This window comes from Hyphomicrobium sp., from assembly GCF_036262015.1.
Lineage (GTDB): Bacteria > Pseudomonadota > Alphaproteobacteria > Rhizobiales > Hyphomicrobiaceae > Hyphomicrobium_C.
Window position 1 is genome coordinate 715,060 of record NZ_DATAJR010000008.1, and the last position, 13,501, is coordinate 728,560.

The following is a 13,501-nucleotide window of genomic DNA, read 5'->3' on the forward strand; positions in this document are numbered from 1 at the left end:
GAGCCTCACTTGTCCGCGCTGGCGGCTAGGGCGCGGTCTACTTCGTCTTTGGATACATTGACATTCGACAGGGCTCCGACGATCGAAACGACGGTGTCGCCGGCGATGTCTTTGACGCTTGCGAGAGCCTTGTCCTTAGTCGCGCCAATGCTGGTTTCGGCGTCAGCAAGCTTCTTCGCGAGCTGATCCTCGACCGATTTGCGTTCCTTCTCGACCTCGGCACTCAGAGAGTCACGGGTCTGACGCGCGATGGCCGAAGCGCTGCCACGGGCATCGGCGAGAGCCTTTTCGTAGCCCTGGAGCGCCTTGTCGGTTTCGCCCTTCAGACGCTCAGCCGCCGCCAGATCGCGCTGGATGCGGTCCTTGCGTTCCTCGATCACTTCGCCGATGCGCGGAAGCGCGACCTTCGCCATGATCCAGTAAAGAAGAGCAAACGTTAGCGCGAGCCAGAAAAGCTGCGGTGCGAAGTCGGGCTGATGAAGCTGCGGGAGGCCACCCGCCTTGGGCTCGTCGAGAGCCTCAGCGATGTCGGTTCCAACTTCGACAGCAGCCACAACGAGCGCGGTCATCGCTGCAAGCATGATAATCTCCAATAAGGAGCAGGCAGCGGGCCATGGATCGCAGCATCGTACTGCGTCCTTGGCCTGCCGCCAGTGACATTGATCAACCGAAGAGGATGATCAGAGCGATCAGGAGGCCGAAGAGGCCGGTTGCTTCAGCGAGAGCGAAGCCGATCAGCAGGTTCGTGAACTGGCCCGGAGCAGCCGACGGATTGCGGAGCGCGCCCGACAGGTAGTTGCCGAAGATGTTGCCGATGCCGATGCCAGCGCCGATGAGGGCGAAGCAGGCGAGGCCGGCGCCGATGAACTTTGCTGCCTGGGGATCCATGGTCGTCTCCATTTAGAGTTTTGAGTGGTTGAAACTGAGAACAGCACGCTCTGCTCCGGTCCAGACGCATGCGTCAGGTCCGGCCTCCAGCGCTTGTTAGTGGTGCATGTTGACCGCGTCGTTGAGGTAGATGCAGGTCAGCACGGTGAAGATGAAGGCCTGCAGGAAAGAGATGAGGAACTCGAGGCCCGTAAACGCGGCGATAAACAGGATTGGGAAAGCCTTGGCGACAAAGGGAAGGCTGACCGCGAAGCCCGCGAACACCTTCAACATCGTGTGTCCGGCCATCATGTTGGCGAACAGACGTACCGAGAGGCTAATCGGGCGAATGAGATAGGAAACGAGCTCGATCGGGACGATCAACGGCATCAGCCAAAGGGGTACGCCGTGCGGCACAAAGAGCTTGAGATATCCGGCGCCGTGACGCGCAAAGCCGATCAACGTGACCGTGATCCAGACCATGGCAGCGAGGGCGAAGGTGACGATGATGTGGCTCGTGACGGTGAAAGTGCCCGGGATCATGCCGAACATGTTCAGCGTCAGAATGAAAATGAAGATCGTGAAAACCCAGGGGAAGTATCTCATTCCCTCCTGGCCGAGGTTTTCGCGCACGATACCGGCGACGAATTCGTAGAGGCTTTCGGCGATCGACTGGATGCGGCCAGGTACGAGCGAGCGGCCGTTCATGGCGAAGATCAGGAAGCCGGAAATCAGAACCAGCGCCAGAACCATGTAGAGCGACGAGTTCGTGAAAGAGATGTCGTAGCCAAACAGCTCGAGCGGAATGAGCCGCTTAATCTCGAACTGCGCCATGGGCCCATGGTTTTCCGCCGCGTGACCCGCCACTTCTGCCGCTTCAGCCAATGTCCGTCCCCTACTTCCGGTCGTCGTCTTCTTCGTCGTCAGAAACCGCCTTCGCGTTGCGCTGAAGGGGGTCAGCCTCGGCCTGCAGGCGCCGGGCGGTACGCACAATGTTCAAGAGACCGGCAGCAAAACCGAGCATCAAGAACACGATCAAAAACAAAGGCGCCGTACCGAACTGGCCGTCCAGCACCTTGCCGATGAGCCCGCCGACAGCAACGCCGACGACAAGCTCGATGGCGATTTTCATCGCCTGTCCCAGGGCCGCACCTCGCGCCCCGTTGTCGGGCTCCGGACCTTGCTTGGCTCGCGCCTCAGCCTTGACCCGATCAAGTCGTGCGCCCAGGTCAGAAGCACGCTTCTTCAGCGACTCCCGATCTTCGGGGGAAATCTCGCCGCGAGCCGGTTTTTCGTTATCGCTCGACGTCGACATAGCATCCCCTGTCCGTGCCAGACTGTGGGCTGAAACGGCCGGATTACCAACGGCGCGCACCATAACTGGAGCCCTAGCGGTGTCAAGCAAAGGCCACATTTTTGCAAGCTCAAAGGGGGTACGGCTAAACCGCGCAGGGTGAGGGGCGGCAGGGCAGCCAAATCCGTTCATATTTCTACTTCGGGAGGCCGCGAACTCAGCCGGCTTCGCGGAAGGATTTGGCGGTTTCAAGATCCACCGAGACGAGCTGGGACACGCCTTTTTCCGCCATCGTGACCCCGAACAGGCGGTTCATGCGCATCATGGTCATCGGGTGATGGGTGATGACCAGGAAGCGGGTCGCGGTTTCCTCGGCCATTTTTTCCATCAGTGTGCAGAACCGGTCGACGTTGGCGTCATCGAGCGGCGCGTCGACCTCGTCGAGGACGCAGATCGGTGACGGATTGGTCAGGAAGACCGCGAAAATCAGGGACAGCGCGGTCAGGGTCTGCTCGCCACCCGAAAGGAGCGAGAGGGTCGCCGGCTTCTTTCCTGGAGGCTTGGCAATGATTTCCAGGCCGCTTTCCAGCGGATCCTCGCCTTCGATCAGCTCCAGCCGGGCCTCTCCGCCGCCGAACAGGGTCGTGAACAGCCGCTGGAAGTGCCCATTTACGGTCTCGAACGCCTCGTCGAGCCGCTTCTTGCCTTCCCGGTTCAGCTGACCGATGGCGCCGCGGAGCTTGGCGATGGCCTGCTCGACGTCGTCACGCTCGGTCTCCATGCCGCTCATCTGCTCAAGGAGCGCATTGAGCTCGTCGTCCGCCTGCAGGTTCACGCCGCCGAGGCGTTCACGGTCCGTCTTCATGCGCTGCAACGCGCGGTCGGCTTCGGCGAGGCCGGGAAGGGTGTCGGACGACGTCAGACCGGCCAGGGAGAGGCATTCGTCCGGGTTGACGTTCAGGGCCTCGCGGATACGGCGGGACTCTTCCTGGCGACGCGTGCGGGCGCCCTCGAGCCGGGTTTCGACGCGGGCCCGGGATTCGCGCGCGGCCGACACGGCGGCTTGACTGTCGCGGAGGGCTTGAGCGGCGGCGCGAAGCGCATTTTCCGCGCGGGCCAGGTCGTCGGCCGCGGCGTTGCGGGCCTGTTCAGCGTCGGAGAGTGCGCCCAGCAAGCTCTGGCGGCGGTCCTCTAGCGCTGGAATGACCTCCTCGAGCGCCGCGACGTCGCTTTTCGTTTTCGCACAGCGTTCTTCGAGAGCGGCGATGTGCTCGGAGGCGCTCTGACTGCGCGTCGTCCAGCGAGTCCGTTCAGCTGTGATGGTTTCGGTGCGCCGTTTTCTCGTTTCGCGCTCGCGCGCATGCGTCGCGACGCGCGCTTGCGCCACGGACAGCGCCGTGCGGCGATCCTGAGCGGTCTTTTGCACCTCGGGCAGACGAGCGGCGGGATCGTCCTCAGCGTCGAGGCGGGCAAGCTCGTCCTCGATGTGGTCGAGCGCGGCTTGTGATTCGGTGCGGTCCGACTCGGCGCGCGTGCGGGCTTCAGCGATCGCGACCAACTTGGCTTCGGTCTCGCGCGCCTGACGTTCGATGGCAGCGAGGGCGTCGCGGGTCGCAACATGCTGGGCCTGCGTGTCGCGCCAGAGTGCGCGGAGGCGTTTCTCCTCGGCAGCTGCCGCGGTGTGCGCGGCGGTGGCCTCCTGGTCGCGTGCGGTCAAGCGCTGCACCTCGGTGCGGGCCATCTTCTCGCGCTCGAACATATCGGCCAGGCGGTTGCGCTCGGCGAGGCGCTGGGCCGCGGGCGTCATGCCGCCAGCGACGGCGATGAAGCCGTCCCACCGCCAGAGGTCGCCTTCGCGGCTGACGAGGCGCTGGCCCTGCTTCAGATGCGGCTGTAAACGCGCGCCCAACTCGCGCGAGACAACGCCAATCTGGCGCAATCTGCGCAGCAACTCCGGAGGTGCACCGACATGGAGGCTCAACGGCTCAGCATCGGCAGGAAGAGTTTCATCCTCAGGGCTGACCTCAATCATGCGCCAGCGGACAGCTGCGTCCTCGTGAACCGGCGCATCGAGGTCATCGCCAAGCGCGGCGACGAGTGCCGCTTCGTATCCGGGAGCAACGCGTAGCTGCTCGACAACGGGCGGCATTCCGTCTTCGTACGTCGGCATAACCAACTTGTGCAGCGTCTCGCGCTCGGTGACGAGCTTCGAGAGCGCCATGCGGGCGGCTTGTGCTTCCTCGCTGCGCACGCGGGCGGTTTCGGCGATATCGCCGAGTTTGTCTTCGGCTTCGAGGGTTGCGGCCTCGATGGCCGAGATCTCGCGTGCGAGCCGTTGTCCCTGCTCGGTGATGGAGGCGAGCTTGAGCGAATCCGGGGCCCCCGCTGCGGCGGATTCCGTGTCGCGGACGAGCTGCGCGAGCTTGGCATCGATCTTCGCGATGGCGGCGTGGCGCTCGGCCTCGGCGGTTTCGAGCGTCTTGCGGCGCGCGCGCGCTTCAGCGGCGCGTTCGGTGACGACGGCAAGTTCCTTTTCTGCTGCCTCGAGCGTGGCAGCGGCCTCTTCCTCCGCCGCGTGAATGTGATCTTCCGCAGCCTCTGCCTCGGCTTCGGCATCTTCGAGGGCTTTGGTCTCGACATCGAAGCCGGCGAGGATCTCCTTTGCCTCGGATATCTGATGGGCTTCCCGGGCGAGATCCTTGTCCAACTCGCCAGCCAGTTTGGCGAGTTCCTGGCGGCGTTCGCTGCAGCGTGCGGCCTCTTTGGCGAGGCCTTCGGTCTCGATGCGAATACGGCTCAGTGCAGCACCGCGTTCGGCCTCTTTCCCGCGCAGCGGCTGAATGGTCTCGGCGAGTTCGGCTTCCTCGCGGATTGCTTTGGATTCGTCCTCTGTCACGCGGCCGAGGATGGCCAGACCCTCGGCGAAATTGCGCTCTTCCGTTTCGACGAGCGACTGGGCGTCGATCCAAGAGAGATGCGCAAGCAGGGCTTCGGCGCGGCGGATCTCTTCCGAAAGGTCCTTGTAGCGGCGGGCCTGGCGGGCTTGGCGTTTCAGGCTTTCGATCTGCGAGCCGAGCTGGCCCATGATGTCCGCCATGCGGGCGAGGTTCTGTTCGGCGCCTTTCAAGCGCAGCTCGGCTTCGTGCCGGCGGCTGTGCAACCCGGCGATGCCCGCTGCGTCTTCGAGCACGCGGCGGCGCTGCTCGGGCTTGGCGTTGACGATTTCCGAGATCTGACCCTGACGGACGAGCGCGGGCGAACGGGCGCCGGTTGCGGCATCCTCGAACAGGATTTTCACGTCGCGGGCGCGGGATTCGCTGCCATTGATGCGATACGCGGAGCCGGCATCGCGCTCGATGCGGCGCGTGATTTCAATCACGTCGCTGTCGTTGAACTCGGCCGGGGCTTGGCGCTCGCTATTGTCGAGGAACAGGGTCACCTCGGCGACGTTGCGCGCGGGACGGCTCGTGGTGCCGGAGAAGATCACGTCGTCCATGGCGGCGGCGCGCATGCTTTTGTGCGAGGTCTCGCCCATGACCCAGCGGAGCGCTTCGAGGAGATTGGATTTGCCGCAACCGTTCGGCCCCACGACGCCGGTGAGGCCGCCCTCGATGATGAGTTCGGTCGGCTCGACGAAGGACTTGAAACCCAGAAGCCTGAGGCGGCTGATCTTCATTACGCGCGCTTTGCCTGATGGTGCCTCGTATCGGAAAGCCGCAGTTGCACCTTCCCGGAAGCACACTGTCCCACATTCAGCGGACGGCTACTGGGCCGCCATTGCCGCACTTGGGCCCCGGAGCAGCGGCTCGACCATCTCGCGGATGTCGCTCATGGTGAGCGTCTTCTTCACGAGCTTGCCTTGGACAAAGAAATTCGGCGTTCCGATGATGCCGAGAGTCCTGCCGCGGTCCTTGACCCACTTCAACCCGTCGATCATGGCCTGATTCTTAAGGCAGGAATCGAACTGGGCCTGCGTCATCCCCACCTGCTTCGCGACGACGAAGATGGGCTCCAGGCGGACCTCCTGGGAGACCCATGAGGACTGTTGCTCCATGAATTTTCCATAGAGCGTGAAGTACTTATCGGGTGGGGCACAGCGCAACGCAACGGTGGCGTTGCCGGACTGCTTGCCGATCGGAAACTCGCGCAGAATGTAGCGCACCTTGCCGGTGTCGATGTAGGTGCGCTTGAACTCCGGGAACGTCTCGCGGTGAAAGGCCTGGCAATGCGGGCAGGTGAGCGAGGCGTACTGAACGATCGTGACCGGGGCGTTCGCCTTGCCGAGCGCCATTTCCGGCAGCGTGCCCGCCATCATGACGTCGGCGATGGTCGGGTTTTCAAGGACTTGGCGTCCGCCTTGGCTTGGATCCGGGATCGAGCCGAAGGGGCTGAATGGCGTGTCTTCGGATTTTGCGCCTGATCCATCGGGGAAGGCGCTCCCGGCGTTCGCCTGCTCGGTGGAGGTGGAGGGGGGCGTGCCGGCGGCGGATAGTCCGGACGAACCGGGTCCGTTGCCGGAGCAGGCCGAGAGCAGAAGACCCGCGAGGGCCGCGACGGCGAACGCTCGCGCCACCGTCACGCTCCGGGCTTCACCCATCTCGTCCCCTCCTCCGGAAATGCGGCTTCGCCCCTCAGCCGCCGATCAGCCCTGAGCCAGCAGCGGTTCGAGCACCTTCTCGAACTCCTCGATCGTTGGCGCGGCCTGCAGGCGCTTGCCGTTGATGAAGAAGCTCGGCGTCGCATTCACGCCGAAGGTCTCGTTGGCCTTGGTGTGGATGGCGGTGAGCTGGTCGAGCAGCTTCTGATCCGTCAGGCACTTGTCGAAGCTTTCCTGCGTGAAGCCAGCTTGCTTGGCGATCTCGAAGAGCTTCGGCGTCGGGTTGGTCTTCACGAAGGCCCATTCTTCCTGCTTTTCAAAGAGGACCTTGATCAAAGGCATCGCCTTGTCGGGGCCGGCGCAGCGCGCAAGCATGGAGGCCGCGAAGGCACGCGCGTCGAGCGGGAACTCGCGAAAGACAAAGCGGACCTTGCCGGTGTCGATGTACTTCTTCTTGATCTCGGGGAAGACCGTCGTGTGGAAGTGCATGCAGTGGCCGCAGGTCATGGACGCGTATTCGACGATGGTCACCTTAGCGTTTTCTGAACCCTGCGCGAGATCCGGAAGGTCACCGGTCTTCATGAGCTGATCGACAGGAACTTCGGTCGGTCCCTGCGCGCGCTGCGCGAATGCGGGAAGCGAAAAGCCCACCAATGCCGGCCCGGCCAAAGCGGCTCCGGCCTGCAGGGCCTGGCGGCGATCGAGCCGGCTCAGAACGTTCATCGTCTCACTCCTATGGTCGTGCGCTTCCAACAGGGCATATCCCCGGGCGCCTTCGTTTCAGGGTCTGGCTGATAACATGGGCGCGGCATCCGATTAAGGCAAATCCCTGCTGAACGCCATTTGAATGACGGGGGAAAAGTCCAATCCGATCAGGAGAAGAGGGTTAAGCGCGGCGCTTGGCCAGGTCCCGCATGACGCCCTTTTCGAGGCGTGCCAGGGCGGCGAGCAGCGGATCGTCGGATGGGCCGGACGGAGACGTCGCGACCGAAGGCGCGGCTTGGGCGGCTGAAGATGATCGGTTCTCGACGGGGGCCTGCACCAGTTTGAGGACCTCGACGGCACGGTAGCCGAAGTAGGCGTTGATGCGGTCGATAATCTGGCGCGCGCGGTATTCGACGTCGAGTGCGCGCGCCGGATCGACGCGCAGGATCAGCGTGGCGCCGCGGCGCTCGCCCTCGTCGTCCGCGAGGCTTGCAGCCTCAGTTCCACGTGGCCACTTGAGCTTGTCGGGGATCGTGTAGGCCGCCAGTTCCGCGCCCGCGATGCGAGTCCAGTCGGTGATCAGCGTGGCGGTTGAGAAGCCGAATTTTTCGAAGGCCTTCTTGGTCAGCGTCGGCACGAAGCTGCCCACCGCTTTAACCGACACAAAGCGGGCCGTGGGCGGCGACGCGAATCGCCGCTCACTGCTGACGAGCGGCAGGTGCCGTCGCGCCGGGTGAGGGAGAGACGATTTTCTCGGTTTTTCTGTGAGCTTTACGGCCAAGTTGTCTCGCAATCGTATGCACGGCTGTTGCAGAGCCCTACCATCATGGGTGTGATTCGCAGCGTCTTCGAAGAGGGAGACGGGTTCCGATGGGGAACGGGGTGAGAGCTGTGGCGCGCAAGCAACTGCCGCTCCGGCCGGCTGGGCCGGACACGGTGGCGGCGTTGCTCGACTGGTACGATCGCGAGCGGCGCGACCTTCCCTGGCGCGGGAAACGCGGACGCCGGATCGACGCCTATCGCGTCTGGCTCAGCGAGATCATGCTGCAGCAGACGACGGTCAAGGCGGTCATTCCCTACTACGAGCGGTTTCTGGAACGCTGGCCGAGTGTCGCCCAGTTGGCTGCCGCCGATCTCGACGACGTGCTCGCAGCGTGGGCGGGGCTCGGGTACTACTCGCGTGCCCGCAATCTGCACAAGTGTGCGCAGGCCGTGCTCGCTGACTACGGCGGGCAGTTCCCGCGCAGCGAAGCGGCTCTCCTGAAACTGCCAGGCATCGGGCCCTATACGGCGGCTGCGATTGCCGCGATCGCGTTCGGCGAGCCCGCGACGCCTGTGGATGGCAACATCGAGCGCGTTGTCTCGCGCCTGTTCGCCTTCAAGGGGCCGCTGCCATCGGCAAAGCGCGAGATCAAACGGCTTGCGGCCAGTCTCACGCCGCAGCGGCGGGCCGGCGATTTCGCGCAGGCAATGATGGATCTAGGCGCAACGATCTGCTCGCCTAAGAAACCGTCCTGTCTGATGTGCCCGTTGCAGCAGGATTGCCATGCGCACGCGCTCGGCATCGAGACGCAGCTTCCGGTGAAACTCGTCAGAGCCGACCGGCCGGTGCGGTATGGCATTGCTTTTCTCGCGCTTCGCGAGGATGGCCAGGTGCTGCTGCGGAAGCGGCCCGAGGCGGGCTTGCTCGGCGGCATGCTGGAGGTGCCGTCAACGGACTGGGGCGATGACTGGCTGCCGGTCGATCAGGCGCTGACGGCGCAGCCGGTCAAGGCGGACTGGTGGCCGGTGCCCGGTGTCGTCAGTCACACGTTCACGCACTTCCGCCTGGAGCTGATGGTGCTGCGTGCCATCGTGCCGGTGAATGCGAGCCTGACATTCTGGTCGAGCCCCGAGCGGTGCCGGTGGGTTGCGCGGCGCGACCTCGGCAGCGCCGCGCTGCCGTCCGTCATGGCGAAGGTCATCGCACACGCTCTCAAGGAGCAGTGAGGGTCAAAGAGCCGCCGATTGCCGAAGGGGCAATCGCGGCGAGGGATGTGCTGGCGGCAATTGCGATCCAAGGCCTCTACGGGGGACAAGATCGAACGCTCGGCGATGAAAGAGCTGCATAAGTTCGTCAGCATACTTTGCATCGCATGATTCCCTCGGCTAGAAGTCCCGCTGTTTACGCGACATGGGCTTCGGGGGCTGGGGATGAAGATAAAGAATGCGCCGCTCTGCGCTCTGATGGCGCTTGCGGGTTGTGCCTCTTCCGGTCCTACAGGTCGCGAGCTCCTTACCGGTAGCATCAATCCCCAAACCGCGAGACTCGTCATCTACCGGACGAACGCAATGGGGTTTGCGGTGCAGCCGGACTACAATGTCGACAACAAGAAGGTCGGCATCAGCACCCCGAATGGTTTCGTCGTTTGCGAGGTTACCCCGGGCAAGCATCGGGTCTCTGTTGGAAACTTCGCGCTCAACGTCAACTTTGGCGGAGGCACCGACACGTGGGAGCTTGATCTCAAACCTGGAACGACGACTTACCTTCAGGCTGAACCCAAGATGGGGCTCACCGTTGGCGTCGTTACTCTCAATCAAGTGACCGAGACGCAAGGCCGCAACGAGACTGCGGCGCTCCACAAGCTGGAAAGCAGCTGCTGAGGCAGCGGCGGATTAACAGCGCGGGACCCAAAGCATCAGGCCCGACCGCAGGCGAACGACCTCCGGATCCCGCGCTGGACGCTACTCGGCGGCGATGACCTGCGGAATCTCGCCCTTCGTGGCGGAGAGTCCAAGCGCAGTTTTCGCTCGCTCGCGCAAAGCGTCGATCGGATGCAGGACGCCTTCCTGCTCGTAGTGCCAGAAGGTCCAGCCGTTGCACGCGGTCTTGCCCTGCACGACGGCGCCGAGGCGATGGATCGAGCCGCGGCTGCCAGGGACCGCGAGCGTGCCGTCGGCTTTCACCTCGGCACGCACGGTGCGACGCTCGTCGTAGAGTTTCGCGCCGGCACGCAGAATGCCGAGCTCGATGATGGTGCCGAATGGCACGCGCGGCTCGGAACGCTTCGACGGCTGCGTTTCGAGGACCGATTCCGACAGTGGTTTCACCTTGGCGATGCGTTCTTCGGCGGCCTTGGCGTAATCCGGATCGCGTTCGACGCCGACCCAGTTGCGGCCGAGGCGTTTGGCAACGGCGCCCGTGGTGCCGGTGCCGAAAAAGGGATCGAGCACGACGTCGCCGGGGTTGGTCGTCGCAAGAATGACGCGATGGAGAAGCGCTTCGGGCTTCTGGGTGGGATGGGCTTTGCGGCCGCCGTCGTCCTTGAGCCGCTCGGGGCCCGAGCAGATCGGGAACAGCCAGTCGGAGCGCATCTGCAGGTCGTCGTTCGACGCCTTGAGGCTTTCGTAGTTGAACGTGTAGCGGGACTTCTGATCGCGGGCGGCCCAGATCAGTGTCTCGTGTGCATTGGTGAAGCGCCGGCCGCGGAAGTTCGGCATCGGGTTCACCTTGCGCCATACGACGTCGTTCAGGATCCAGTAGCCGAGATCCTGAAGCGCGGCGCCGAGACGGAAGACGTTGTGGTAGGAGCCGATCACCCACATGGCGCCGTCCGGTTTCAGAATGCGATGGCACTCCGCAAGCCAAGCGCGCGTGAAGCGGTCGTACTCTTCGAACGATGCGAACTTGTCCCACGCATCGTCGACGCCGTCGACGCGCGTGTTGTTCGGACGCAGAAGCTCGGTCGAGAGTTGAAGATTGTAAGGGGGGTCGGCGAAGACGAGGTCTACGCTCCGATCCGGTATTCGACGAAGCTCGTCGAGGCAGTCTCCCACCAGGATTCGATTTCGGGCCAGAGACCGATCTCTGGCCATGCCGCTGCGATTTGCTGCAGCCGCACTTGCACCACGACGCATACCCATTCGACGCAACTCACTGAGAAGAACCACAGATGGCAGGGATCCATGAAACGAACCCAACGCGATTACAAACCAGTCCCACGGTTAATAGAATCTAAATATGGGGCGGTTAAAATTCGGTTAATTCGCGAAGGGGCGCTTAAGGATTTTTTAGTGCGAGACCTCTGATGGACTCGCACGTGTTTGCGGCGAACGGAGGGCGAACATGAGTGATCGCGCCGGCTGATTTGCGACGCGATCGGATAAGGATTCCGCATCAAACGGTTAGGCGCGCGAGCTGTCGAGAAAAAGCGTTCGACCTCTACTTTGAGCGTGCGACTGCCGCGCGATCGACCGGCTCCTGACAAACTCGGGATCCGCTGCGCTAGCCGGTTTCGCGCACTTTGCGGTAGCTCCCCAGGATCGCGTCCGCGAGCGTGTCGGACGTGATGACGACCTCGGTGGCACCGTAGCTGCGCAGATAGTCGGCCTCGGCCTCGGTTTGCGCGCGTCCGATGATCGGCATCCCCGCGTTGGCAGCTCTGCCTTGCTCGATCGCCTGACCTGCTTCAAAGTTGCTCGGAATGGCGACAATCATCGTAGCGGCTTTGGCAGGGTTCGCGGCGTGAAGCAGTGTCGTCGCGCTTCCTGCGATACCTTCGATGCCGCGCGCGTGGAGGCGTTTGATCTCCTCGTCGCTCTCATCGATCACATAGAGGGGCGTGGATCCGGACGCGAGGCCATCGATAATGCGCTTGCCGACGCGCCCGATGCCGACGACGATCGTGTGCCCTTCCAGTGTCGTGACATGGATGGGCTCCGCTTCCTCCACCTCTGGCTCAGCAGCTTTCCCCTCATGGTGAGCATCTTTTTTCTCGAGCCATGGTTTCAGGTGATCCAGGCCGTAGAAAAACAGCGGATTGACGAGGATGGACAACAAGGCGCCGGCGAGAATGAGATCGCGGCCGGGAGCGGGAAGAAGTCCGAGGCTCATGCCAAGCGCGGCGAGGATGAACGAGAACTCGCCGATCTGAGCGAGGCTCGCCGAAATCGTGAAGGCCGTGCCGAGCGGATGGCCGAAGGCCCGCACGATTGCGAAAGCCGCAAGAGACTTACCGATGGTGATGATGAGCAAAGTCGCGGCGACGGCCGCCGGCTGGGTGACCAGAATTTGGGGATCGAACAGCATCCCGACGGAGACGAAGAACAGAACCGCGAACGCGTCACGCAGGGGCAAGCTTTCGTTGGCGGCCTGCTGCGACAACTGCGACTCGCTCAAGATCAGGCCGGCGAAGAACGCACCGAGTGCGAAGGAGACACCGAAGAGTTTGGCCGCGATGAAAGCGACGCCGAGTGCAATGGACAGCACGGCAAGGCGAAACAGCTCTCGCGATCCGGTATGGGCCGTGTAGTGAAGAATCCACGGAATGACGCGACGTCCCACCAGCATCATGATGGCAACGAATGCGATCACCTTGCTAATCGTGAAGGCGACGGTGCCGAGGAGCTGTCCGACATTCAGGGATGACGCTCCGGCCGCCTCGCCGTCTCCGCTGCTGCCGCCAAGCAAAGGTGCGATGGCCGGTAAAAGAACCAGCGTGAGGACCATCACGAGATCCTCTACGATGAGCCAGCCAACGGCGATCTGACCGCGTTCTGTTGTTATGAGGCGGCGTTCCTGGAGCGCGCGTAGAAGCACGACGGTGCTCGCGCACGACAGCGCGAGGCCGAAGACAAGTCCCGCGCCCGCCGACCATCCCAATACATGTGCGAGGCCGGCACCGAGAAGCGTCGCGACGGCAATCTGAACGACAGCGCCCGGCACGGCGATGTTCCGCACGGCCCACAGCTCCTTCATGGAGAAGTGAAGTCCGACGCCGAACATGAGCAGAATGACGCCGATCTCGGCGAGCTCGTTGGCGAGGTTTTGGTCTGCTACGTAGCCGGGTGTGTGCGAGCCGATAGCGATGCCGGCGACGAGATATCCGACGAGGGGAGATATGCGCAGGCGGTGGGCCAACGCGCCAAAGACAAAGGCTAGAGCCAAACCAATAACGATCGTCGCGATGAGCGGCGTGTGATGCGGCATCCTTCGGTTGTTGTCCCGTGGTTCAGGGTGAAAAGATGTTCGTCTGGGTGAACGATCTCAGGCGGAGCGA

General features: G+C 63.2%; 12 protein-coding genes. 2 read left to right on the top strand and 10 right to left on the bottom strand.

What is annotated here, in order from left to right; genetic code table 11:
• Window positions 1-5 precede the first annotated feature (5 nt).
• From VHO05_RS11900 to VHO05_RS11935, 8 genes are all read right to left on the bottom strand, one after another.
• A complete protein-coding gene (locus VHO05_RS11900; RefSeq protein ID WP_329646796.1) occupies window positions 6-581 on the bottom strand; it encodes a F0F1 ATP synthase subunit B' in 576 nt (191 codons plus the stop codon).
• A gap of 82 nt (window positions 582-663) precedes the next feature.
• Window positions 664-888: a F0F1 ATP synthase subunit C gene (locus VHO05_RS11905; RefSeq protein WP_026867805.1), complete on the bottom strand. Its 225-nt coding sequence runs from the start codon at window positions 886-888 to the stop codon at window positions 664-666.
• A gap of 96 nt (window positions 889-984) precedes the next feature.
• The gene (locus VHO05_RS11910) at window positions 985-1,701 is read right to left on the bottom strand and encodes a F0F1 ATP synthase subunit A (protein WP_329647516.1); all 717 of its coding nucleotides are present in this window, start codon (window positions 1,699-1,701) and stop codon (window positions 985-987) included.
• Between the two features lie 61 nt (window positions 1,702-1,762).
• Window positions 1,763-2,182, bottom strand: a complete 420-nt coding sequence (locus tag VHO05_RS11915; RefSeq protein WP_329646797.1) for an AtpZ/AtpI family protein — start codon at window positions 2,180-2,182, stop codon at window positions 1,763-1,765.
• 196 nt (window positions 2,183-2,378) lie between these two features.
• Entirely contained in the window at window positions 2,379-5,837 is a 3,459-nt protein-coding gene (gene smc / locus VHO05_RS11920) for a chromosome segregation protein SMC (RefSeq protein ID WP_329646798.1), read from the bottom strand.
• Between the two features lie 87 nt (window positions 5,838-5,924).
• On the bottom strand, window positions 5,925-6,758 hold the full coding sequence (locus VHO05_RS11925; RefSeq protein ID WP_329646799.1) for a DsbA family protein: 834 nt from the start codon (window positions 6,756-6,758) through the stop codon (window positions 5,925-5,927).
• A gap of 45 nt (window positions 6,759-6,803) precedes the next feature.
• The gene (locus VHO05_RS11930; protein ID WP_329646800.1) at window positions 6,804-7,481 is read right to left on the bottom strand and encodes a DsbA family protein; all 678 of its coding nucleotides are present in this window, start codon (window positions 7,479-7,481) and stop codon (window positions 6,804-6,806) included.
• A gap of 163 nt (window positions 7,482-7,644) precedes the next feature.
• Entirely contained in the window at window positions 7,645-8,100 is a 456-nt protein-coding gene (locus VHO05_RS11935; RefSeq protein ID WP_329646801.1) for a DUF721 domain-containing protein, read from the bottom strand.
• A 233-nt stretch (window positions 8,101-8,333) separates the two neighbouring features.
• Here VHO05_RS11935 and mutY point away from each other — a divergent pair, with 233 nt between their 5' ends.
• The gene (mutY, locus tag VHO05_RS11940; protein WP_329646802.1) at window positions 8,334-9,452 is read left to right on the top strand and encodes an A/G-specific adenine glycosylase; all 1,119 of its coding nucleotides are present in this window, start codon (window positions 8,334-8,336) and stop codon (window positions 9,450-9,452) included.
• Window positions 9,453-9,656: 204 nt separating this feature from the next.
• Window positions 9,657-10,106, top strand: coding sequence for a DUF2846 domain-containing protein (locus VHO05_RS11945; RefSeq protein WP_329646803.1), 450 nt, complete (start codon window positions 9,657-9,659; stop codon window positions 10,104-10,106).
• Window positions 10,107-10,187: 81 nt separating this feature from the next.
• Here the strand turns inward: VHO05_RS11945 and VHO05_RS11950 are convergent, their stop codons facing one another.
• Both VHO05_RS11950 and ybaL read right to left on the bottom strand, forming a co-directional pair.
• The gene (locus VHO05_RS11950) at window positions 10,188-11,402 is read right to left on the bottom strand and encodes a site-specific DNA-methyltransferase (protein WP_414653778.1); all 1,215 of its coding nucleotides are present in this window, start codon (window positions 11,400-11,402) and stop codon (window positions 10,188-10,190) included.
• A 325-nt stretch (window positions 11,403-11,727) separates the two neighbouring features.
• Window positions 11,728-13,431, bottom strand: coding sequence for a YbaL family putative K(+) efflux transporter (gene ybaL / locus VHO05_RS11955; RefSeq protein ID WP_329646804.1), 1,704 nt, complete (start codon window positions 13,429-13,431; stop codon window positions 11,728-11,730).
• Window positions 13,432-13,501: the final 70 nt, after the last annotated feature.